The organism is Parcubacteria group bacterium, from assembly GCA_016186325.1.
GTDB lineage: Bacteria > Patescibacteriota > Minisyncoccia > UBA10092 > UBA10092 > JACPHB01.
Window position 1 is genome coordinate 22764 of record JACPLW010000001.1, and the last position, 22982, is coordinate 45745.

Sequence of the window (22982 nt, forward strand, 5' to 3'; positions counted from 1 at the left end):
CGTTAGAAATCTAAATTCAAAATAATGGGAAAATAATTTAAGAAATATTGTTAAGAAATATAAATTAATAATTAAATAAATAAATTTCTAACGGGATGACGGAAGCTGTATTAAAAATAAAAAATCTGGTCTTGGCTAGAGAACGCCGCAGTTTTACAATTGCAGCGTTTAAAAGTATGAAAATGGAAACATTAAATACTGCCATGATTTTAAGTATAATCGCTCTAATAGTTTTTTATCTTTTTATGGCTAATAACGTGGCTATGGCTAATTACGGCAAGACAGTGCTTCAAAAAGATATTGAAGGTTTAAGAATGGAAATTAGAAACCTTAATTTGGAACTTACCAATAAAAGAAGCGTTGGTTTTCTTATGAAAGCGGCACAGGATTTAGGGCTTGTTATTAACGAGGGAATTCAGTATATTAAAATAATTGGGCCGGTAGCCAAAAATCCATGAAGCAAATCGCCAAAAGCCGGATTTTGATTTTAATCTTCATTTTTACGGTAGCAGGCCTCCTTATCTGGGGGCGCTTCTTTTACTTGACGGTAATTCGCCACGATTATTATTTGGCCAAAGCCAAAATCTTAGTTTCTTTGGATCGGGTTACTCCTCGCGGAAGCATTTTTTTGACCGATAAAGATACTTTACCGCTTGCCGCCGCTCTAAATAAGGAATTTCCCTTAGTTTACGCCGTTCCGTCAAAAATAAAAGAATCTCAAGATGCGGCAAAAAAGCTGGCGCTAATTTTGGAAATTGATGAGACAACTTTACTCAACAAACTTAATAAACCGAATGATCCGTACGAGGTTTTAAAAAAGAAAGTTTCCGAAGAGGTTGTTGGCAAAATTAAAACGGAAAAAATTGAAGGCGTCGGTATTGATAATGAAACTCAAAGATACTACCCGGAAGGCCTTTATTTATCTCAAGCTTTGGGGTTTTTAGGTTTTACCGAAAGCGGTCAGGCCGGCCAATACGGTCTTGAAGAAAGTTATGACAGGGAACTATCAGATCCGATTTCGGGCGCCGATTTAATTTTGACGATTGACTCTTCAATTCAAGCGCAAGCGGGACAGATATTAAACAAGCTCGTTAACGAATGGGATGCTGACGGCGGGTCTATCATAGTAATGAATCCTAATAATGGCGATATTTTGGCCATGTCTTCTTTGCCGGATTTTGATTCTAATAAATATTCCGAAGTAAAAGACAAAAGTGTTTTTATAAATCCGGTTACATTAAAACGCTATGAACCCGGTTCCGTTTTCAAACCGATTACCATGTCTATAGGTATAGAAACCGGAGCTGTTACGCCGGAAACCCAATATTATAATACAGGCAGTGTTAAAATTGCCGACCGTGTAATTTCAAATTCCATTCCCGACAAAATTTTGGGGCTTCAAACGATGGTAAAAGTTTTAGAGCAGTCGCTTAACACCGGCGCCATATTCGTACAGGAGCGTGTTCCAAAAGATGTGTTTCTTAAATATTTAAAAGAATTTGGCATTGACGGTAAAACCGGCATTGACGTCAGTGAAGTATCGGGCGATCTCTCGGTATTATTAAACGGCCGCGATATTAACTTTGCCACCGCTTCTTTTGGACAAGGAGTAGCCGTAACTCCGATCGGGCTTATACGCGATTTAGCGGCTATTGCCAATGGAGGGAAATTAGTAAGGCCGCATCTCGTTTCAAAAATAATTTGGCGCAATGGAGATTTTCGCGAAATGACGGGCGGCCCCGAAAAACAGATTATTTCTTCTGAAACAGCCGCTAAACTTACCGGTATGATGGTAAAAGTTATAGAAAACGGCAGCGGCCGCAGCGCTCAAGTTAAGGGATATACTATTGCCGGAAAAACCGGAACTGCCCAAGTGCCTAGTTTAAAAGGAGGGGCGTATTTAGATGAATATATCCATACTTTTGTGGCATTCGCGCCGGCTTATGATCCGAAGTTTATCGCGTTAATAAAATTAGATAATCCAAAAGGCGTTCGTTTTGCCGAAAGCACGGTGGTTCCTATTTTTAGGGATTTAGCAGAGTTTATATTTAGTTATTTGCAGATACCTCCGGATAAGCCGATTGAACAATCGCCGTAAACAATTTATACTAATAACCATGATAAACGATAAAATAAGAGTTGCAGTTATTTTTGGCGGCCGGTCGGTTGAGCACGAGGTTTCAATCGTGACGGCAATGCAAATTTTTGAAAATATTAATCGTGAAAAATATGATATTATTCCGGTTTATATAGATAAATCAGGGCGCTGGCTTGTTAGCGAAGAACTGGGAAAAATAGAAAGTTTCAAGAATCTAAAACTTAAAGAAATTAACCCGCCAAAATTTTGGAGGAAATTTAGGCGGGTAAAAGCGCCGGAATATTTTTTTGCCGCTTCGCCAAGCATTAAATCTCTCTTGCCAAAAAGCGCGATAAAATCATTTTTCAGTAAAATTTCCGCCGATATCTATTTTCCTGCCGTTCATGGCACTTTCGGGGAAGACGGTACGCTTCAGGGAATTTTCGAAATAGCCGACGTCCCTTATGTTGGAAGCGGAGTAACCGGTTCGGCCGTCGGAATGGATAAAATTATTCAAAAATCTGTTTTTAAAGATAACGAAATACCTGTTGTAAATTATGTCTGGTTTTCAAAAAGCGAATGGGAAAACGAAAAGGATAGGATTATAAAATATGTTGAAAAAACTCTCCGCTATCCTGTCTTTGTTAAGCCGGCTAACTTGGGAAGCAGTATTGCTATAAGTAAGGCAACGGGTTTTAAAGAACTTCAGGAAGCGCTAGATATCGCTTCCCACTTTGACAGGCGCCTTATTGTTGAAGAAGGAAAGATAGGAATTGTTGAAATTAATTGCTCTGTTATGGGCAATAATGATCTGATTGCTTCGGTTTGCGAACAGCCGATAAAAAATAGCGAGATGCTTACTTACGAAGATAAGTATCTTAAGGGCGGCAAAGTGAAACCCTTCGACTCGGCTCAGGGTAAAGGCATGGCCGGCCTTTCACGCTTGGTGCCGGCGCCGATTAGCGAGGAACTTACTAAAAAAATTCAGGAAGCGGCAATGCGGGCATTTAAGGCAGTTGACGCCGCAGGAATTTCGAGAGTTGATTTTATGGTTAAGCTGGATACGGAAGAATTTTGGATTACGGAAATAAACACCTTGCCAGGCTCTTTATCTTTTTACCTTTGGGAAAAATTAGGCATTAATTTCAGCGAATTGATTGACCGGCTTATAAATCTTGGATTTGAACGCCACAAAGAACGCCAAGAACTGACTTTCAGTTATGATTCGGATTTGATTTCTAAAGGCGGCGGAACTAAGAGATAAAAAATTTAAATACATAAAAATAAGAGACCCCGCACCTGTACAGGTGCGGGGGCAGATTCGCCCATTTGCGGGTAGGGGCCAACTCCCGGGAAGACTAACCCCCTTGGTATTACCCCGCAAATGAGACGCTGTATTGGATGGCAGAGCGGAGTTGAACCGTACGTCATCCGGGATAAGCCTGCCGTACCCACCAGGGCACTCGTCGTAAACGAGCGGGAATCGAACCCATTTTCCGTTCAGGTTCCTCCAGACGACCCACCGGGTCTGCCACCCAAAGTCCGACTTTCGAACTTCCGAACTTTTTAACTAAACCTAGTATATCAAATCCACAGAATTTGTCAAGTGCTTAAAAATAGTGGTCGGGGAGGTCGTTTTCCAGTAAAATTGCGGAATTAGGGATTGTGAGTTCGGAAAGTTTTGATTTGGCCGCGTCTAAATCTGAAACTTCATAAACCTTAGAAATATAATCATTACCATAAACTTCTTTCAGCCCCTCTGTAAGAGCGTCTTTATTTGTTTCTCCGACCACAATTGTATAGTCGGCGATTTTGGCGGCGCTTCGCGCCGCCTCTTTGTTTAGTTCAAATTGTTCAGCGCCTAGTTCAATCATTCCCGGAGTAACCAAAATTCTTCTTTCGGCTGAAGTATTTTTCAAAAGTTCCAAAGCCGAATTAAATCCGGCCGGATTAGAATTATAAGTATCATCTATAATTGTGATATTTGCCGATGTTTTAATAATTTGTTGTCTGTGAGGTGTAGACGACGCTGTTTTTATTCGGCCCAGTGTCTCGTCCGGTGAAACATCAAAAAAAGCGGCAATTTTAAAAAGTAATTCTTCTTTTGAATTGAAAAAAGCGATTTTTGACTTGATTTTGAAATTATTAATTTGCGATTCCAACTCGCGTGGAATTAGCCCAAGTCCATCTTCAGGTAGTGATTCAATAAGTTCCATTTTGGTTTTCAATATATTTTCTCTGGTTTTAAACCGTTCAAGATGCATCGGACCGATGGCGGTAATTATTCCTATCTTTGGTTTAATAAGCTTGGTAATTGATTTTATGTCTCCCGGCTGATACGCCGCTATTTCGCAAATAAAAATCTCGTGGTTCTTGCGGAGATTTCGGATAATTGTTTTGGCAACTCCTAACAGCGTATTATAGTTTCCTTCGGTTCTTAAAGTCTTATATTTAGGCGTTAGAATGTGATAAAGAGCATCTTTTGTTGTGGTTTTACCGTAAGAGCCGGTGATGCCAATAACTGTTAAATTTGGCATTTTTTTTATTTTTTGACTGGCTAAAAAAATTAAAGACTTTTTTAATATATTGTCAACAGGTGACAAAATTTTAGTTGAAATTTCAAGTGCTAATTTAGCATTAACAAAAATATTAAAGATGTTGGCTAAAACAAAAATCATTTTTATTTTCAGCGTCCAGTCAATATGCTTCTTTTTCTCTAAAACAACGCGATCGGGATTGTTTTTTAGCCAATCGCTAAAGCGTTTTAACTCATATTCTTCAAGTTGAAGCAAATACAGTAAATTTCTAAGCGGCATCATATGGCAAATTCTTTAATCAATTTAATGAATTCCTCCGGTTTTTCTAAAAATACGAAGTGCCCGGCATTTTTTATGACTGCAAATTTTGCGCCAAGAATATTTTCGGCGATAATTTTTCCTTCGCTAAGAGGCGTTATTTTATCTTTTTCTCCCCAGATAACAAGCGTTGGAATTTTCATCGAATGAAAATACGGCCTTAAATCTTCTTTAATAACGTTTTTGAATGTCTCTTTAAGTTCAGGACCTTCTATTTGGGCGTAATCGGTTTTATCGTATTTTAACAATTTTAAAATTAATTTTCTCAATTTTTCAGGGATGAGCGGTTTTAAAATATCCACTGTTTTTTTAAGTAAAATCATTTTGCGACGCGGCTGGCGAATTGCACTGGAAGAAACCAATATTAATTTTAAAGCGTAACCGGGATAAAGCAAACTAAACTTAACTGCCACCGCGCCGCCGAAAGAATGACCGATTATTATTGGATTTTCTATTTTGTTTGTTTTTAAAAATTCATAAACAAAATCAGAGTAATCTTTGAGTGTCATTGGTTTTTCTATTGGCGTTTGCCCAAAACCCGGCATGTCAAAATCGTAGATATTAAACCCATCTTTTAAGAAATAATAAAGCGGCTTAAAAATTTCCGAAGAAACCCCCCAGCCATGGATAAAAACAAGCGATTTTTTATTGTCTATCATTGCAAAGATTATGCCATAAATTTATTAAAATGACAAAAATTTTAAGTTGACCATACGGCGATTTTTTAGTATCATTGTTTTAATATTTGTTATTTGAAAACACAAAACGGAGGTAAAAATGCCCGCACAAGTCGTTGTTGTTCCCGGGAGATTGCCGGAAGGCAGAGTCGATCCTCTTTATGGATATGTGGTGGTTATATCAGCGGCGCGAGCGCTTCGAGAAAGCAAAATAGATCCAGAGTCTACTCATCCGCCTATTCTTCCGGACTATGATGAAAATTGCGGTTTTTGTCCTCGTAACGAAGATAAAACGCCCCCGGAACTCGTTTCTTTTAGGCGCGATCCGTTTGATATTACATCGTGGGGTACTCGCGGTTTTACCAATCTTTATCCTATTTTAGCGCTTGAAGCCGAAGGACCGGCGCAAGGCGTTAACGAAATTGTTGTTGAAACCATGCGCCATAATGGTTTTCTTTCTTCCGTTTCCATTGAGGAACTTTCAGAAGCGTTTAGAGCCATTACGATCCGATATTTTTCTTTAAGAAACGATCCACGATTAGAATGGTTTTCGGCTTTTAAAAATTATGGGAAACTCGCCGGAGCTTCCATGGAACATCCTCATTTTCAAATGGCAGTTGAAGCTTGTATCCCCCCTAAATTTAGGGAGCGGTTAAACCGGGCGCAAGATTATTTTTATGACAGCAGGCAGTATCTTTGCTGCGATTACATCGAAAAACAGAGGAAATTAGGTCAAGTAATTTTTGAAACCGAACATTTTGTAGTATTAGTCCCGTATGCGGCGAGAGTCCCTTATCATTTTAGAATCTTTCCTGTTAAACACAATCCCTCTTTTGCTCATGTGCTTCGCGACAGCGACCGGGTAAAAAAAGATTTTGCTGAAACACTCCATCGAACAACTTTTCTTTTTAAAGTCGCGGTCCAGGGAGGGGATTTCCGGCAATATGCCGATCCGCTTTATAATTTCTATATTGAAACCGCGCCATATCGTGACGACCATAAGGAGGGCATCTTGCATTGGCATGTTGAATTTCGTGGCAAGACCACGATAGAGGCGGGATATGAATACCATACGGGTAAATTTGTGAATCCAACTTATCCGGAAGAAATTGCCGAACAACTTAGAGGTATTGCGGCAAGGTTTTAAAAATTACGCCCCGTAGCTGCGGGGCGTTTTAATTTTTTATGTCATATTGTTAAACGGCTTTTAAACAGAGTATAATATAAGGAAATACCAAATGTCGTATTAGTCGAGCCGCTATCGTCTAATGGCTTAGGACGTCGCGTTCTTTCACCCGCCAAAATTTTGGCCCCATCGTCTAGTGGTCAGGACGCGGCGTTCTCAACGCTAAAACACGGGTTCGACTCCCGTTGGGGCTATTAAGAAAATTTAGGCGGGCAAGACGCTAAAACCTGGGTTCGATTCCCCGTAGCGGTACAAACCCTATGCTTTCTCATAATTTAAATTTAAAAATTTTTATACAAGAATCGGTTGCTTTTCTGTCGGTAGGAACTATTAGTATTTTTTTGGCCGGACGATTTTACGAGTTAAAAACCGTAATGGAAGCGCCAACACAAGTTGTAGAGTGGTGGCAATTTATTCTGGCCTTTGGCATCGGAACCGCTATTGTTCTTGGGCTTATCCGTATTTCCCACGGCGGCCTATTTTTACGGATTTTTTTTCTTTTCGCGTTGTTTGCCGGAGTTTTTATAACTTTCGGAGCTTTCACTTCGCAAACCTTTGCCTTTATTCTTTCTCTTATTTTAATTTTTTCTTACGTTCTCTGGCCATACGTTTGGCTTCACGATTTGGTTCTTATTCTCACTTTGTCCGGTATCGCCGCTTTAATTGGCGCATCGCTTAATCCTTGGACGGTGGCGCTACTTTTGATAGTTATGTCTATTTATGATTATGTAGCGGTTTATAAAACAAAACATATGGTGAAAATGGCTAAAGCCATGATTGCCGGAAGAGCAATTTTTGCAATGGTTTTTCCAGAGAAAGTTGAAGATTTTACAGAACATATTGATAGGGCCCACCCTGGCGAAGGCTTTATGATGCTTGGAACCGGCGATTTTGTTTTCCCGATAGTAATGGCTGCTTCGGCGTTTGCTTTGAGCCCTTTGGCACCATGGCTGGTACTGGGGTTTTCCTTACTGGGACTTTTAATTATGCATCTTATATTCTTTTCTCAAAAAATCCGCCGGCCGATGCCGGCTTTGCCGCCGCTTGCCGCTTTTTCAATCATCGGTTTTATAATCGCAGTTTTGGTTAAATAAAATTAAGGATGAATATTCTTAAAGCCTATTTAGGCGATTTTAAAATAAAAATAATCTTAATTTTAAGCGTTGTTTTGAATGCGGGTCTTTTTATGTTTTTTTATTTTTTTATAAAACAAAGCAATGTGCCCATTGTTCTTCATTATAATGTTAATTGGGGCGTCGATTATTTTGGGGAAGTTAAAGATGTCTTTACCTTGCCGGTTATCGGTTTTTTAATTCTGTTTTTTAACACTGTTTTGGCGGTACGACTTTGGTTCAAAAGCAGAATTTTATCATATTTTATCACTGCTATTATTTTAATTTCCCAAATTTTTCTGGTTCTTTCCGGAATCGCCTTATATTTGATAAACCGTTAAATTTGACTTAAAAAGATTGGTCAATTAGAATAGTTTAGTTAATTTTACCCATGACTTACGCAGTAATAAAAAGCGGGGGAAAACAATATCTCGTCAAAGAGGGGGATAAAATAAGGGTTGAAAAAATAAACACGCCCGAAGGCGAGGAAGTTAAGTTTGGCGAGGTTTTATTGGTTTTTGATAAAGACATAAAAATCGGCACCCCGTTTTTAGAAGGCGTCGAAGTTTCTGCCAAGGTTTTAAAAAACGGCCGCGCTAAAAAAATAATTATTTTCCATTATCATTCTAAGACTCGGTATAAGAAAAAAGGCGGCCATCGCCAGCATTTTACGGAAGTTGAAATTTTGAAAATAAAATAAGGATAAAAGTACAGAAGCGAATGCAAATATTTTTCTGAAGCTTCCGCAGGCATTTTAGCATGGTTTTCCCTCAATTCCTTGCTATAGCAAGGAATTGAGGGAAATAAAATGCCGAGGACGGACAGCGAACTTCGCGCTGGCGAAGTGAGCGCGCGAGGAAAATGATTTTGGTTACTTTATTTCTTTTCTTGATTCTAAGGCGCCTGAAAGGGTTTGGGCATCGGCAAATTCTACGTCCGACCCGTAAGGCAGGCCCCGCCCAAGGCGGGTTATTTTAACTTTGAGCGGTTTGAGTAGCTTTTCCAAGTAATAAGCGGTTAAATCGCCCTCGTGCGTTGGCGAAATCGCTAGAATAATTTCTTCGATTTTTTCGCTGACGTCTTTTTTTTCCGATATTCGGTTTATCAACTCCGGCATTTTTAGGTTCTTGGGAATTGCCGTATCTAGCGCGGAAAAAAGTCCGCCCAAAACATGATAAAGACCTTTATATACGCTCGATTTTTCAATCGTAGCCAGATCGGTTTCTTTTTCCACCACGCATATTGTTTTGTGGTCTCTTGATGGATTATCACAAAAGTGACATTTTTGCCCATTGTTTTCAATAATAAAAAAGCAGGAAGAACAAACGCTAGCGTCTTTGTCTAAGCTTTCAATAGCTTTTTTTAATTCTTCTCGCTTATTTTTCGGCCCATTTAAAAGCCAAAAAGCCAAACGCGCCGCTTGGCGGGGTCCTACTCCGGGAAGACGGGAAAATTTATCTATAAAATTTTGGATTGTTTTAGGATACATTTTGATGTTGTTTATCCAAATTTTTAAAGCTCACAAAGTCTTCATTGAAATACAATTCTATTCTTCCGGTTGGCCCGTTTCTGTGCTTAGCGACTTCAATCTCGGCAATATTTTTCCTTTCAGCGTCTTTTTTCACCTTATCTTCACGGTAGATAAAAAGTACTACATCGGCGTCCTGTTCAATGGCGCCCGATTCCCTCAAGTCGGATAATTTTGGCCTTTGATCAGTTCGGGTTTCCGGGGAACGTGAAAGCTGGGAAATGGCCAAAACCGGAATGTTCAGTTCTTTAGCCAGGCCTTTTAGGGCGCGGGAAATTTCGCTGACCTCTTGAGTTCGGTTTTCAAATCTTCCATGTCCCTGCATCAGCTGAAGATAGTCGACAATTAAAAGTTCTAAACCTTTTTCGGCCTGAAGCCGGCGTGCCATCGTTCTTATTTGGAGAACATTGGGGCTCGCGGTGTCATCAATATAAATCGGTGCTAGCGAAAGGCGGTTTAACGCTTGTGATATGCGAATGAAATCATTGTCGTCGGTACCTTCATCGGATAATTTTCCGGTGCGAAGCCGCCACAAATCAACGCCAGCTTCGGAGGCAATCAAACGCTCTACCAGCTGCTCTTTTGACATTTCCAAACTGAAAATTCCAACCGGCACTTTTTCATTGGTTGCGGCGTGCCGTGCTATATCAATCACTAGCGATGTTTTGCCTAAAGAAGGCCTGGCGGCAAGAACAATTAGGTCGGATTTCTGAAGTCCGGCCAAGATATTGTCCAGATCGGTAAATCCGGTGGCAATTCCATGGGCACCGTCGCCCTTATGACGCTTATCAATTCTTTCAAACGCACTGTTTAAGTGGTTTTTTATATGAGCAAATTCACGGCTGTTTGATGTTTGAGAAACGCTGAAAATTTTCTTTTCTGCTTCATCGAGTAGGGCGTCTACATCTTCACTTTCTTGCCAGCCGAGTTCTTGTATCTGATGAGAAGCGCTTATTAGATCGCGCAGAACCCGTTTTTGTCTGACTATTTTAGCGTAGTGGATTATATGGGAAGCGGTCGGGACGGAATTCATCAAGGTTGTAAGGTAAGAAAGGCCGCCGATATCTTTTAGCAGTTTCTTTGATTTTAAGGCGCTCGAAACGGTTAAAAGATCAATCGGTTCATTCTTTTTGTAAAGTTCAATTACGGCGCTAAAAATTATTTCGTGTATTTTGCGATAAAAATCTTCCGGACCGATAATATCGGCGACTTTATTAATCGCGTCCTTATCTATAAAAAGCGAACCCAAGACCGATTGCTCGGCTTCAATATCCTGCGGCGGCAGGCGGTTTGGGTCGATTGAGGTTTTTGAATATTGTTTTTTAGCGTAATGAGAAGGCATGGATAGTAATTAGTATAATTCCGAAAGCCAACACTTTCAAATTATAAAACTGAATAAACTGTGGATTAAGTTATTAAAACAACAACCATAACTTGACGTTAATAATTTTAAGGAGATAGCCAGGCGTCTTTCCATGAAATATGGCGAGACAGAGCTTATGAGTGCACCTGGGGGAAGACGTTCGTTCTATTCGTATCAAGATCTCGATTTCCATGAACGCAGCTGAAAGAATTTTAAGGAGACCCACTCATTTCATTATCGCCATGGTAAGAGAAATAAATTGCTGGGCAGACAAGTAAACCTAGTCGGTGCACTACACTAGCCTTTTTAGAATGGCGGACCCCGGTCCGCCATATTTTTCAAATAAATGAGGCAATTTCTAAATTCTAATAATTTTCCACTTTTTATGATATATCATAAAAAGTGGTAACACCATTATAATAACAGCAGTATTATTAGAAAATTTTGGTTTAATGTGTATTTTAAAATTTAATTATTTTCCAAAACGCCTTTCGGTTTTATCGTAATTTTCTATAACATTTTCAAATTCTTCGATTGAAAAATCCGGCCACAAAGTTTTTGTAAAATGCAATGCGGCTTCGGCCACGTCCCACATCATAAGTCCCGCTGACCAATGCGGTTCTCCTCCGGTTCGTATGACCAAATCGACCGGAGGAAGATTGTGTGTCCATAAGTTATTTTTTATAAGTTCTCCGCCTATAAGCGGCGGTTTGTTTTCAGCGTTTACGATTTTTTTAATGGCTTCAATCATTTCATCTGTCCCGCTATAAGCCAAAAGAAAAGTTAAAACAAAGCGATCGTATTTTTCCGTAGCTTTTATGGCTTTTCTAATTTGATTTTTTGTTTTTTCTGGGAATAAAGTTTCCCATCTCCCTAAAACATTTATTTTCACTCTATTATCGTGAATTATTTTATCGGTGGCGATTTTTTTGAAGTACTGCTCAAAAATTTTAAATAAAAAGTTCGCTTCTGAAAGCGGCCTTTTCGTAACGTTATTGATAGAACAGCCCCAGAAAGTAAGATAGGGTATATTTAAATTTAAAGCTTTCTCCAGTATCTTTTTGGTGGTTTTAGCTCCTTCCATGTGACCCAAAAAGGACTGTTTGTTATTCTTTTTGGCCCAGCGCCTGTTTCCGTCAGGAATAATTACCACATGTTGCGGCAGTTTCATATAATAAAAACTTTTATCTTCTTTTTAATTTTGGTCCTTTTTCCGTATCTTCAATCATCCAGCCTAGGTTTTCTGCCTTCTTTCGCAACTCATCAGCTTTAGCGAAATTTTTTTCCTTGCGACTTTTTTCCCGATCTTTTATCAGTTTTAAAATTTCCATCGGAATTTTTTCGGTTTTCATTTTGATAAGATTTAGTCCCAGAACTTTATCAAAATCGATAATCAGCGCATATTTTGTTTTGGGATCTAATTTTTGGGATTTTACAATTTCCCACAAAAGCGCCAGCGCGCGCGGAGTTTCCAGGTCGTTGTTTATATAATTTTTAAATTTCTTCAGTAGCAGAAGTTTTGCTTCGCTACTGGACTTTGCTTCGCTCGTTTTTTTTATATTCAAAATTGCTTCTTTTAATTTATTTAGAGCATTTTTTGCCGCTTCAAGCGATTCCCAAGTGAAATTTAATTTTGAGCGATAATGAGCGGTTAAAACAAGATAACGAAAGGCAAGCGGATTAAAACCATGTTTTTTTAGCGTGTCCAAAGTAATAAAATTTCCTTCAGATTTTGCCATTTTGCTTTGGTCTATAATCAAAAATTCTCCGTGAAGCCAAAATCTTGCCAATGGCTTTCCAAAAGCCGCTTCAGATTGAGCTATTTCATTTGTGTGATGAGTGCCTATGTGGTCTACGCCTCCGGTATGGATATCGAATGGCTGGCCGAGATATTTTGTAGATATGGCGGAACATTCAATATGCCAACCGGGAAATCCCAAACCCCAAGGAGAAGGCCAGCGCATACTATGATTTTTGTACCGACCAGCTAGTTTGAACCATAAGGCAAAATCCGCCGGATGTTTTTTTTCCGGATCTTCTACGACTTCTCCACGTGCTGCGGTAATTTTTTGAGAAAGAGGCTGACGTGAAAGTTTAGTATAATTTTTGAATTTAATAACGTCAAAATAAACGGCTTTTGAAGTTTCATAAGCGTATTTTTTACTAATTAATATATTTATTATTTTAATTTGATCAGCAACTGTTTTTGTGGCCTGAATTATATTTTCTGGTTTTTTTATATTTAGTTCTTTAGTATCTTTCAAAAAGGCAGCTGTATAAAATCTGGCAATTTCCCAAACCGATTTTTTTTCCTTTTGTGCCCCCTTTTCCATTTTATCTTCACCTGTGTCGGCGTCGGAAGTTAAATGGCCGACATCGGTTATGTTCATAACTCTTTTTACTTTATAACCGTTATATTCAAGAGTTTTTTGCAATACATCGGCAAAAACATAAGTTCTTAAATTACCAATATGCGCGTAATTGTAAACTGTCGGCCCACAAGTATATAGACCAACTTTTTTATCGCGAAGCGGTTTAAAAACCTGTTTTTTACGAGTAAGAGTATTGTAAAGTTTTATAGCCATTTTCTCGTTTTAAAATAAAGCCACATTCCTAGAACCGTAAGCATCGCAAAACCGACAATAATCCAAAAATCATATGGCAGATTTCTGATCGGATTAGTAACCATGTCAACTTGCAAAAGTGTAATTATAAGCATTGTCGGGAATGTTATGAAAGAAAGAATTGTGAATGTTTTTACAATCGCGTTTGTTTTATCGTTTAAAAGATTAGTATTTGTTGCCTCAAGCGCGTTTATCGTTTCCATATAATTATCAGCCTCGCTCCACGCCCGCTCGTAATCGCTTGTAAGATCGTTAAGATAAACCGCAAGGTCGCCAGATTCTAACCAAAAATTTTTACTCTTTTCTCCGAGTGAAATTAGTATTCGGTGCATTGGCTTGATGGCGATTCTAAAATCCAAAATATCTCTTTTGATGAAGGAAATCTCTTTAATCATATCGCGCTCTATATTTTTAAATATCCCGTCTTCAATGCGCTCTATGTTTTTTGCGATGTGAACCAGCTGGCGCGCCGCGAAACTTAATACGTCTTCTATTAAATAATACAAAAGATGACCGGAGGTTTTCCCGAAACAATCTTCTCGTATGCCGATCGCTTGGCATTTTTTTAAGAACGACCCAAGTGGTTCAATTGGTTCGTCGTGGACGGTAATGATATGGCTTTGGGTTATTAAAACATCAAGTTCCGTCGGTTTTGTGGTCCGATTTTTTTTGTTAAAAACGGGCACGTACATGACCAAGAAAAGATAGTCGGGGAATTGTTCAACTTTTTCTCTCGACGAGGCGGGGATTAATTCTTCTAAAGTTAATTTATGAAAATTAAAATTATTTTTAATCCATTCAATGTCTTCTTGGGTCGGTTTCTCAATATCAACCCAGGTCAAATTATTTTCGGTAATTTGTTTCATTTGATTTATTTAAATAATAACCCTTATATTTTAGCACAGATATTCCAAAAAAACATATCAGATAAAAAATTTGACTTTCATTTGGAAGAATTATATGATATAAACAATCTTTAACAATTAGTAGAATGTAAAGCCTATGGGGTAGCCATGATAACTGAAGCGACTTATTATTGCGAAACTTGCTTCGATAATTTTAAAGATTCTGCTAGGTGCGAAGCCCATGAAGCTAATTGCGAGAAATACGCAGTAGGTGACAGAGTAGAAGTTTTTTATCAAGACAATTGGATTAGCCAAGGCAAATGGTGGAGCGGGACAATTTCGCGTATTTCACTTGAATTTCCTAAGAAGCGTTTTGTGGAAGTTAGGACCGATGAACAGTTTGCCAAGGCTGATTTACCTCTATACACTGGTTATGACTGGGGTATTTGGGAGGACAGCGGCGACAAGAAACATCTTCGCCGACTGGTTGATCAGGAAGGTACCAAGCAATAAACCGGGTTGATGTTATATAAGGAGCAGATTTTTCAAACGGCTTTCGGCCGTTTTTCTTTTTTATTATAGCGGCCGCGAATATAAACTGTCGCATAAGAATCCTATAGGAAGTTTGTGCGACGAGCACGCATGATTTTGCGAAGCATTTACTTGCTTTCGCTGGCAAATGATGCGCTTGGCTGGTACATTTATTTGACTTTGTTAGTAAAATGTTATATTATATTCCCAATCTTTAACAATAAAATTGCCTAGAGGAGGCAAAAATGGATGAAATCAAAAACCATCCTTCAACGGTTGAGTTTGGGGAAAAAGAGTGCTGTGCTTTAAAAATCGCGGTTGAAAACGCAACTCATCGGGAATTTATTCGCGAATTCATTAAAAAAGCTGGGGAAAAAGAGCCGAAACACTCTTGGGCGATTTTGGCGGAAATCTTTACAAATACAATTAACCTTATTTTCATTCCTCGGGGAATTCATCGTGAATTCTACGCAACACTTGCTATTTTAGAGAGGGGACAACTTACGGAAGGTAATAAAGAACTTGCTTGCGGCCATACGGTTATAGAACATATTCAAGCTCTTGATAATATTTATTTTTTGATGGCATATCCTGCGGGAAATAATTAAGCGGCTAAACGCCGTTTTATTTTTTGCCAAATTACGTATAATAAATCGATCGATTAAAAACACGTAATTTGGCAATCTCTTGACAAGAGTGCCAGCCATCGTATACACTAGTATTTGTCATGGACTTAGATAGCAGACAGATATATATATTTGAAATTGTAGTTGCGGAGTTTATAAAAACGGCCCGGCCGGTCGGTTCGCGGTTTCTGGCTGAAAATTACGATTTAGAAGTAAGCTCCGCAACTATCAGAAATGATTTGGCTTTTTGGGAAGAGCTGGGGTTTCTTACTAAGCCGCATCCTTCCGGCGGGCGAATTCCGACTTCAAAGGGCTGGCATTATTTTACTCACGAAATTCATGAGCCAGATGAGTTTTCAATGGAAGAAATGGCGCGGCTTAATGCTTTAACGAATAAGCTGTTAAGCACTTCTCAAGAAATTATGTCGTGTGTTTCAAAAATGTTTCCCGAGGTCTCCGATGAATTTTTTAAGAAATTTTTAGTAGATAAATTATTTAACAATGAATATGAACGAAGAAAATAAAAATGAAATTGAAAATTTAAAAAAACAAGCCGAAGAATATTTAAATGGCTGGAAAAGGGCTAAGGCAGACTACCTTAACCTTAAAAAAGAAATGGAGTCGCAAGGTATAGAGATTAAAGATTGGATGTCAAAGATAATGCTGTTACCGCTTCTTGGAATTATGGATGGTTTTGATAAAGCATTTGCCAATATTCCAGAAAGTATTGCGACCGACGGCTGGATTAAAGGAATAGAAGGTATTAAAAAACAACTTGAAGATTATCTTAAATCGCAAGGAGTTGAAGCGATGGCGGCAAAAGGTGAAAAGTTTGATCCGATAAAACACGAGGCGGTGGAATCAGTAGAGGGAGGCGAGTCTCAAATTGTCGCGGAAGAATTACAAAAAGGTTATCTCAAAAATGGCGAAGTTTTGCGTCCGGCAAAAGTAAAAGTATATAAATAATTTAAAATTTAGAAATTAAAATTTAAAATTTATAAATATATGACAAAGATTTTAGGAATTGACTTAGGCACCACCAATTCGGCAATGGCGATTACCGAAGGCGGCACTCCAAAGATAATTGAAAACAAAGAGGGCAACAGAACGACGCCCTCTATAGTTGCTGTATCAAAAGGCAACGAACGGCTAGCCGGTCTTTTGGCCAAGCGGCAGGCAGTAGTTAATCCGGAAAATACTCTTTTTTCCATAAAGCGTCTTATCGGCCGCCGGTGGGATGATCCGGAAATTTTACGCGACCAAAAATGGCTGCCATATCAGATTAGAAAATCCGAATCAGGGGGTGTTGAAATTAAAATGGCGGATAAATGGTATCGGCCTGAAGAAATTTCAGCACTGGTATTGCAGAAGTTAAAAGCGGATGCTGAAGAAAAACTCGGAGAAAAAATTACCGAAGCAATTATTACGGTTCCGGCTTATTTTGATGATTCCCAAAGACAAGCGACAAAAAACGCCGGCGAAATCGCAGGTTTAAAAGTTTTAAGAATTATCAACGAACCGACGGCGGCGGCTTTAGCTTACGGTTTGGATAAAAAGAAATCAGAGCAAATTGTAGTTTATGATTTTGGTGGCGGCACATTTGATGTTTCGGTTTTAGAAATTGGCGATGATACGATTGAAGTTAAATCAACCGGCGGCGATACGCATCTTGGGGGCGACGATTTTGACCAGCGTATTACTAATTATCTCGCGGATCTATTTAAAAAAGAACAAGGGATTGATTTATCAAAAGACGCCATGGCTCTTTCGCGCCTTAAAGAAGGTGCCGAGAAAGCCAAACACGAACTTTCCACGGTTTTAGAGACTGAAATAAACCTTCCGTTCATTACTTCAGATGCTTCCGGACCCAAACATTTCATAACCAAAATGACTCGCGCTAAACTGGAAGAATTGGTTCATGATTTTATTGCCGCATCTATTGAGCTCACAAAACAAACGGTTAAAGAAGCAAAGTTTGCCCTAACCGATGTGGATGAGGTTGTTCTTGTCGGCGGCCAAACCAGAATGCCGGCGATAGTTGAAGCGGTAAAAAATCTTTTTGGCAAAGAACCGCATAAGGGTATTAATCCCGACGAAGTTGTTGCTCTTGGCGCGGCGGTTCAGGGCGGCGTTATGGCCGGCGATGTCCGCGATATTCTGCTTTTGGATGTTACGCCTTTGACTCTCGGCATTGAAACTTTGGGCGGCGTTGCTACTCCTATGATTTCTAAAAATACGACTGTTCCGACGGCAAAAACCCAGACATTTTCAACGGCAGCCGACAATCAACCGCAGGTAGAAATTCATATTCTACAGGGCGAACGGCCAATGTCGACCGATAATAAAACGCTCGGCAAGTTTATTTTAGACGGCATTCTTCCTGCGCCTCGGGGCGTTCCTCAAATTGAAGTTACTTTTGATATTGACGCCAATGGTATTTTGAATGTTTCCGCGATTGATAAAGCAACCAATAAAAAACAGGCGATTACTATTACCGCTTCCACAAGCTTATCCAAAGAAGAAATTGAGAAAATGAAAAAAGAAGCCGAAGTGAATGCGGTCGAAGATGCGAAGAAAAAAGAAACGATAGAAATTAAAAATTCCGCCGAATCAATGGTATATATGTCCGAAAAGGCCTTAAAAGATGCTGGTGAAAAAATAAAACCGGAAGATAAAAAGACAATTGAAGAAAGGATTGAGGCTCTTAAAAAAATAAAAGATGGCGCCGATGTTGAAGCGATTAAAAAAGCGTCAACTGAACTTTCAACTGAAATCCAAAAAATCGGCGAGGCATTATACAAAAAAGATGAAGCTTCAAAAGAAGAAACAAAACCAGAAGAGAGTAAGGAAGAACCCTCCTCCGCCCCGCAAAGCGGGGCTACGGAGGGCGCCGCCGAAGGCGAGCCTCGCCCCGAAGGGCGGGAGGGAAAATAAAATAAATGGCAAAAGATTATTACGAAATTTTAGGAGTGCAAAAGAGCGCGTCTGATGATGAAATTAAGCGCGCTTACAGAAAATTGGCGCACCAATATCATCCCGACAAAAATAAAGGTGACGATAAAAAATTCAAAGAAATAAATGAGGCATATCAGATTTTAGGAAACCGTGATAAGCGAAAACAATACGACAGATTCGGGAGTTCTTTTGAGAATCAGGGATTTTCAAGTAGGGAAGGTTTTGGCGATTTTGGCGGTCTGTCGGATATTTTGGAAGAATTGTTTGGCTTTGGCCGCCGAAGCCACGCGGAGCGGGGCGAAGGCGGCTTTGGTTTTGATTTTGGTAGGGGAGGAGGGTTTGGCCGCCAATGGTCAACCGTGCAGACGACTTTAGTTATTGATTTTGTAACCGCCGTATTGGGAGGAGATGTTGAAGTTTCCGTAAGAGGCGAAAGAATAAGACTTAAAATTCCTTCCGGCATTCAAAATAACGAAGCCCTGGTGCATCACGGTAAAAACGGTGATATAATTTTTATTATCAACATTAAAATGCCTAAACATATTTCTAAAAAAGCAAAAGAGCTTCTTGAAGAATTAAGAAATGAGGTGGATTAAAAATCAAAAATGAGTTATGGAATATATAAATGTATTAAGAGAAACAACTAACTCGTTTTTATCTGATCCCACTTGGGATATTTTGCTTTTATTATTTTTTTTCGCGACTGTTTTTATTTATGGTCTTGTTGTTGGACGAAATAGAATAATTGTGTTATTATTAGCTTCTTATCCTGCCGCCCTCATCAATAGTCATGTGCCTTTTTACGGGAGATTTTTAAATAATCTAAATATTTATCAGGGTCTGTTTATTAGAGCTTTTAGTTTTTTTATTTTAACTTTTTTTATTTTCTGGATTTTAAGTAATCTGGGATTTTCAAGAAAAGAAATAAATAAAAAAACCGGTCAAATTTTATTTTTAAGTTTTCTTAATGTCGGACTTTGGGCTAGTATAATTTTTGGTTATGCCCTGGATTTAAATACAGAGGCTTTAAAATTAGCTCCACTGACAAAATTACTTTTTGGTTTTGATACGGCGCAGTTTATTTGGTTTATCATCCCTATTTTTGTTTTATATTGGTTAGAAAGAAAATAAAATATGAACGCCTTTGTGTATATCTTAAGGGGTCAAAGTGGAAAATTTTATGTAGATTGAGAAAATAGTAGAAGATGGAAAGATTAACATGCGCCCTTAGCTCAGCCCGGTAGAGCAACTCCCTTTTAAGGAGATGGTCGAAGGTTCAAATCCTTCAGGGCGCACAGCAACTCCGACGTTCTGGTTTACGCCAGAAGTCGGAGTTCCGACCTCCAAAGCATTGGAGCGTCGGAATTGACCCAGGTCCGATTCCTGGTGGGGGCATAAGCGTTTTGATGTGGATAAACTCCCGTCTACGGCGGGAGTTTATCGTGGTATAATTTAATTATGATAAAAACGATAAAATGGCAATTTGTTATAATTTTTATAGTTTTTTTGTCCCTGAATACCACCTCTTATGCCGCTACCGGAACCCCGACAATTTTTAGTTATCAGGGGCGACTGACTAATGCCGCCGGCGCTTTGCAAACCGGTACTTTTTATTTTAAATTTTCCATATGGGACGTGGCTACGGGGGGAACTGCCGGAACCAATCGTCTTTGGCCATCGGGCGGTCCCGCTGAAGTTTCAGCTACGGTTACGTCCGGAGTGTTTAACGTGAATATAGGCGACACGGATAATGGATATCCGGATTCTTTAGATTATAATTTTAATACCAATAAAGATATTTATCTTCAGGTTGAGGCTTCTTCTTCAAGTGGTAGCGGTTTTGAAACTCTTGACCCAAGACAGCGAATTTCTTCCGCTGTTTTCGCCCGGCTTGCCGCGGCAGTAAGCGGAACGGGTCAATCATCTTTTGGCACCACAACCCCAAGTTCGGGAGCCATCGTTACTGTCGCGGCTACTACCACTTCCGCCATTCCTCTTTTCATACGCGGCGCGCTGGGGCAGGTGGCAAATTTATTTAGAATTGAAAATTCAATTTCAGACCTTTTGTTTTCTATTGATTACTCCGGCGGTATTTTTTCCGCTTCAACCACCGCAATCCTTGGTAATGTCGGCGTTGGTACAACAACTCTGACCAGGAAATTTAATGTTTTTAGCGCGGATAGCGTTCCGCAGTTTAGGTTGAACCAGTCAAATTCCAACTACGGCGAGTTTCAAGCCGATTCTTCTGGTGACATTAAAATTTCTTCAACCGGCGGAAATATTAGGGGAGATAATGAAAATTTGTGGATCTGCGAGGGTGCGGGTTGTGGCGCAGATGATCCGGCGGATAAGGGAAATGTAATAGTGGAAACGAAAGTTATTTTTAATAATAACTTTAAACTTGGATACACCAGCGCCACAACAACAACCATGTATAATTCAACAGGGACTCCAATACTGATATTTGACCAGGAGCAATGATGACGCGCCCCCCCCATGTCTTTTCTTGAAGAACTAAAAATATTCATAAAAAATATTTTTTATTGGATTCTGTCCTTTATCGGTTTTTCTTTTTTCTTTTTCGCTTTTGGTTTAAAAAAAGCGGCGATTTTCGGGCAAAATTATTTTCTGCCGCTGCCGACCGAAAATTCTTTTTCCGCGCAAGTTTTTAAAAAAATCAGGCACGATCTTCTTCCGCCGGACGTTGCTCTTATCGCCACCAATCCAATGAGCGCTTTTATATCCCAGATAACGCTTTCTCTGTTATTAGGTTTTTTGGTAACCGTTCCCTTTTTTCTTTATAAAATTATTATGTATCTCCGGCCCGCCCTTCTTTTTCGCGAAAGAAGGGCGGTAATGTTGTCTTTGCTGCCTTTTGTTTTTTTATTTTTTTCCGGTTCCGCGTTCGCTTATTTTTTTCTGATCCCGACCACCTTTAAAACGCTTTATCCGTACACCGCGGCTATCGGCGCGATTCCATTTTTTTCAATAAACGAATTTATGTATTATGTTTTCGGCCTTACTATTGCCACCGGGACTATGTTTTTACTGCCACTATTTATGGTCTTATTGAGCATTTTAGGGATTATACCGGCTTGGGTATGGAAAAAAAATTGGCGATACGCTAACTTTCTTTTTCTGGTTTTGGCCGCCATAATCACTCCGGATGGGACGGGAATCACTATGATTTTACTTTTCATTCCTTTGTCGTTCTTGTACTTTATAGGGTCTTTTTTTGCTGTTAAACTTAGTAATAGACATGCGACTATAAAAAAGGTCGAAAATTTGTAAAAAATTAAATACAATAACAATATGTTTGGACTAGGGTTTACGGAAATAACAATAATTTTAGTCGCGGCAGCCGTCGTAATTTATTTTTTTTACTGGAAAAAAAAATAGATTGATAAAAAATTAGGCTCAATAACAATATGTTTGGACTAGGTATCCCCGAAATAACAATAATTTTAATCGCGGCGGTGATTTTCTTTTTTGGCGGGGAAAAACTATCGGAATTGGCGAGGGCGTTGGGCCGGTTTACCGGAGAATTTAAAAAAGGCAAAGCGGAAATGGAAAAAGAAATAAAAAAAGTCGAAAAAGAATTTAAATCTGATAAAAAATCGTAGTAAACGAGGATGGATCCCGTTAGAGATTCAGGCCTTGTTTAGATCTGACGGGTATCATAAATTATCAAAACATGTTAAATCACGTATTAGACTTAATAACGGAAACGAAAGTTTCCTATCTCTAACGGGATGGATGAAAATAGAAGAAAATTCCTTAAAATAATACTGATTGGCGGCGGGGCTATTTTAGCGGAGAAGGTTTTAACTCCTCTGTTTTCGTTTCTAAATGATTCATCCGCCAAAACCGGTTTGCTTAATAAAACCAGTTTTGGGAATTTTAAAATTGTGGAAAATAAAGAAAAACTGTCTATTCGCGACAGTTCGGGAGAAGAAATATTTCAAATTGATGATGAGGCGTAAAATTTCATTACAATAAATCAATGGTCCCGTTAGAAATTTATAAAATATAACCTGCCGGGACTATAAATCAGTAATTATTTTTGATAAATTATAATAAATTAAACATAGATTTCTAACAGGATGGCAGAAAAAATAGAATGTAAAAATCATGAATGGATCCCTCTTTTAGGGATTAATAAGGGAAAAGGCGTTGTTACCTCTCTTTTTACTTGTCTAAAATGCGGAGACCTTAAAGTCGGCGAACAGACCATTAAAATTTCTCAATATCGTCTGGATATGGGCGAACTGCCCATAAATAATGTTCTCGGCATTAAATTGGTTGAATCGCCGACGGCCAATCAAACTGCTTCCGGACTCATAGTTAGTATGACCTATGGCGAATCTATTACTTTAGGCGACCTTTTATATTTCAAATCGGACGAAAAAGTTTATAAGGCGGACGCGAACGGGGCTTCCACTTATCCGGTGGCGGGTTTGGCTTTGGCCACCGCGAGCAGCGGGTCAAACAATGTCCTCTTGCACGGTATTTACAGAGACAGCGTTAAATGGACCGGAGGAAGCGTCTTAACTGTTGGGGCGTTTGTTATCTGTCAACTACAGTGGGAGGAATAACCCAATCT

Annotated in this window: 26 protein-coding genes and 2 tRNA genes; 21 read left to right on the forward strand and 7 right to left on the reverse strand. The window is 39.1% G+C overall.

What is annotated here, in order from left to right:
- Positions 1-95 precede the first annotated feature (95 nt).
- From HYW79_00140 to HYW79_00150, 3 genes are read left to right on the forward strand one after another with little or no spacing between them, the layout of a single operon-like run.
- A complete protein-coding gene (locus HYW79_00140) occupies positions 96-458 on the forward strand; it encodes a hypothetical protein (GenBank protein MBI2634951.1) in 363 nt (120 codons plus the stop codon).
- Entirely contained in the window at positions 455-2098 is a 1644-nt protein-coding gene (locus tag HYW79_00145; protein MBI2634952.1) for a penicillin-binding protein 2, read from the forward strand. Before HYW79_00140 ends, HYW79_00145 begins: the two co-directional genes overlap by 4 nt.
- Before the next feature lie 19 nt (positions 2099-2117).
- Positions 2118-3341 carry a D-alanine--D-alanine ligase gene (locus tag HYW79_00150; GenBank protein MBI2634953.1) on the forward strand — a complete coding sequence of 408 codons (1224 nt, stop codon included), beginning with the start codon at positions 2118-2120 and terminating at the stop codon, positions 3339-3341.
- Positions 3342-3687: 346 nt separating this feature from the next.
- On the opposite strand, the gene HYW79_00155 is transcribed toward HYW79_00150, so the two are convergent.
- Both HYW79_00155 and HYW79_00160 read right to left on the reverse strand, forming a co-directional pair.
- A complete protein-coding gene (locus HYW79_00155) occupies positions 3688-4896 on the reverse strand; it encodes a UDP-N-acetylmuramoyl-tripeptide--D-alanyl-D-alanine ligase (protein ID MBI2634954.1) in 1209 nt (402 codons plus the stop codon).
- Complete coding sequence (locus HYW79_00160; protein ID MBI2634955.1) at positions 4893-5591, reverse strand: alpha/beta hydrolase; 699 nt, start codon at positions 5589-5591, stop codon at positions 4893-4895. Before HYW79_00160 ends, HYW79_00155 begins: the two co-directional genes overlap by 4 nt.
- 118 nt (positions 5592-5709) lie before the next feature.
- On the opposite strand from HYW79_00160, the gene HYW79_00165 reads away from it, so the two are divergent.
- The 5 genes from HYW79_00165 to rplU all read left to right on the forward strand — a co-directional run bounded on the left by HYW79_00165 (position 5710) and on the right by rplU (position 8607).
- Positions 5710-6756: a hypothetical protein gene (locus tag HYW79_00165; GenBank protein MBI2634956.1), complete on the forward strand. Its 1047-nt coding sequence runs from the start codon at positions 5710-5712 to the stop codon at positions 6754-6756.
- Between the two features lie 161 nt (positions 6757-6917).
- Positions 6918-6989: transfer RNA gene (locus HYW79_00170), tRNA-Glu, on the forward strand.
- A gap of 66 nt (positions 6990-7055) precedes the next feature.
- On the forward strand, positions 7056-7889 hold the full coding sequence (locus tag HYW79_00175) for a hypothetical protein (GenBank protein ID MBI2634957.1): 834 nt from the start codon (positions 7056-7058) through the stop codon (positions 7887-7889).
- A gap of 8 nt (positions 7890-7897) precedes the next feature.
- Positions 7898-8248, forward strand: a complete 351-nt coding sequence (locus HYW79_00180; protein MBI2634958.1) for a hypothetical protein — start codon at positions 7898-7900, stop codon at positions 8246-8248.
- 50 nt (positions 8249-8298) lie between these two features.
- Positions 8299-8607, forward strand: coding sequence for a 50S ribosomal protein L21 (gene rplU / locus HYW79_00185; GenBank protein MBI2634959.1), 309 nt, complete (start codon positions 8299-8301; stop codon positions 8605-8607).
- Between the two features lie 171 nt (positions 8608-8778).
- Here rplU and recR read toward each other — a convergent pair whose 3' ends face one another.
- The 5 genes from recR to HYW79_00210 form a co-directional block, all read right to left on the reverse strand.
- Positions 8779-9396 (reverse strand): recombination protein RecR, encoded by a 618-nt coding sequence (gene recR, locus HYW79_00190; protein MBI2634960.1) that lies wholly within the window; start codon positions 9394-9396, stop codon positions 8779-8781.
- Positions 9386-10777: a replicative DNA helicase gene (dnaB, locus tag HYW79_00195; GenBank protein MBI2634961.1), complete on the reverse strand. Its 1392-nt coding sequence runs from the start codon at positions 10775-10777 to the stop codon at positions 9386-9388. The genes recR and dnaB overlap by 11 nt, the downstream gene beginning before the upstream one ends.
- Positions 10778-11270: 493 nt before the next feature.
- Positions 11271-11969, reverse strand: a complete 699-nt coding sequence (gene uppS / locus HYW79_00200; GenBank protein MBI2634962.1) for a di-trans,poly-cis-decaprenylcistransferase — start codon at positions 11967-11969, stop codon at positions 11271-11273.
- A gap of 13 nt (positions 11970-11982) precedes the next feature.
- The gene (locus HYW79_00205; GenBank protein MBI2634963.1) at positions 11983-13383 is read right to left on the reverse strand and encodes a cysteine--tRNA ligase; all 1401 of its coding nucleotides are present in this window, start codon (positions 13381-13383) and stop codon (positions 11983-11985) included.
- Positions 13374-14288 (reverse strand): magnesium transporter CorA family protein, encoded by a 915-nt coding sequence (locus tag HYW79_00210; GenBank protein ID MBI2634964.1) that lies wholly within the window; start codon positions 14286-14288, stop codon positions 13374-13376. The genes HYW79_00205 and HYW79_00210 overlap by 10 nt, the downstream gene beginning before the upstream one ends.
- A 147-nt stretch (positions 14289-14435) precedes the next feature.
- Between HYW79_00210 and HYW79_00215 the strand changes: the two genes are divergently transcribed.
- The 13 genes from HYW79_00215 to HYW79_00275 all read left to right on the forward strand — a co-directional run bounded on the left by HYW79_00215 (position 14436) and on the right by HYW79_00275 (position 22974).
- Positions 14436-14780, forward strand: a complete 345-nt coding sequence (locus HYW79_00215; protein ID MBI2634965.1) for a hypothetical protein — start codon at positions 14436-14438, stop codon at positions 14778-14780.
- A gap of 263 nt (positions 14781-15043) precedes the next feature.
- Entirely contained in the window at positions 15044-15406 is a 363-nt protein-coding gene (locus HYW79_00220; GenBank protein ID MBI2634966.1) for a hypothetical protein, read from the forward strand.
- A 119-nt stretch (positions 15407-15525) separates the two neighbouring features.
- Positions 15526-15948 carry a hypothetical protein gene (locus tag HYW79_00225; GenBank protein ID MBI2634967.1) on the forward strand — a complete coding sequence of 141 codons (423 nt, stop codon included), beginning with the start codon at positions 15526-15528 and terminating at the stop codon, positions 15946-15948.
- Positions 15932-16390: a nucleotide exchange factor GrpE gene (locus tag HYW79_00230; protein MBI2634968.1), complete on the forward strand. Its 459-nt coding sequence runs from the start codon at positions 15932-15934 to the stop codon at positions 16388-16390. The genes HYW79_00225 and HYW79_00230 overlap by 17 nt, the downstream gene beginning before the upstream one ends.
- A 39-nt stretch (positions 16391-16429) precedes the next feature.
- A complete protein-coding gene (gene dnaK / locus HYW79_00235) occupies positions 16430-18358 on the forward strand; it encodes a molecular chaperone DnaK (GenBank protein MBI2634969.1) in 1929 nt (642 codons plus the stop codon).
- 5 nt (positions 18359-18363) lie between these two features.
- Complete coding sequence (locus tag HYW79_00240; protein MBI2634970.1) at positions 18364-18975, forward strand: DnaJ domain-containing protein; 612 nt, start codon at positions 18364-18366, stop codon at positions 18973-18975.
- Positions 18976-18991: 16 nt separating this feature from the next.
- Positions 18992-19510 (forward strand): hypothetical protein, encoded by a 519-nt coding sequence (locus HYW79_00245; GenBank protein MBI2634971.1) that lies wholly within the window; start codon positions 18992-18994, stop codon positions 19508-19510.
- 90 nt (positions 19511-19600) lie between these two features.
- A tRNA-Lys gene (locus HYW79_00250) sits at positions 19601-19674 on the forward strand.
- 163 nt (positions 19675-19837) lie between these two features.
- Positions 19838-20860 (forward strand): hypothetical protein, encoded by a 1023-nt coding sequence (locus tag HYW79_00255; GenBank protein ID MBI2634972.1) that lies wholly within the window; start codon positions 19838-19840, stop codon positions 20858-20860.
- Positions 20861-20875: 15 nt separating this feature from the next.
- Positions 20876-21670, forward strand: a complete 795-nt coding sequence (locus HYW79_00260) for a twin-arginine translocase subunit TatC (protein ID MBI2634973.1) — start codon at positions 20876-20878, stop codon at positions 21668-21670.
- Between the two features lie 137 nt (positions 21671-21807).
- Positions 21808-22002: a twin-arginine translocase TatA/TatE family subunit gene (locus HYW79_00265; protein ID MBI2634974.1), complete on the forward strand. Its 195-nt coding sequence runs from the start codon at positions 21808-21810 to the stop codon at positions 22000-22002.
- Between the two features lie 129 nt (positions 22003-22131).
- Positions 22132-22362, forward strand: coding sequence for a hypothetical protein (locus HYW79_00270; protein ID MBI2634975.1), 231 nt, complete (start codon positions 22132-22134; stop codon positions 22360-22362).
- A 120-nt stretch (positions 22363-22482) separates the two neighbouring features.
- The gene (locus HYW79_00275; protein MBI2634976.1) at positions 22483-22974 is read left to right on the forward strand and encodes a DUF2190 family protein; all 492 of its coding nucleotides are present in this window, start codon (positions 22483-22485) and stop codon (positions 22972-22974) included.
- The last annotated feature ends 8 nt before the right edge of the window (positions 22975-22982 follow it).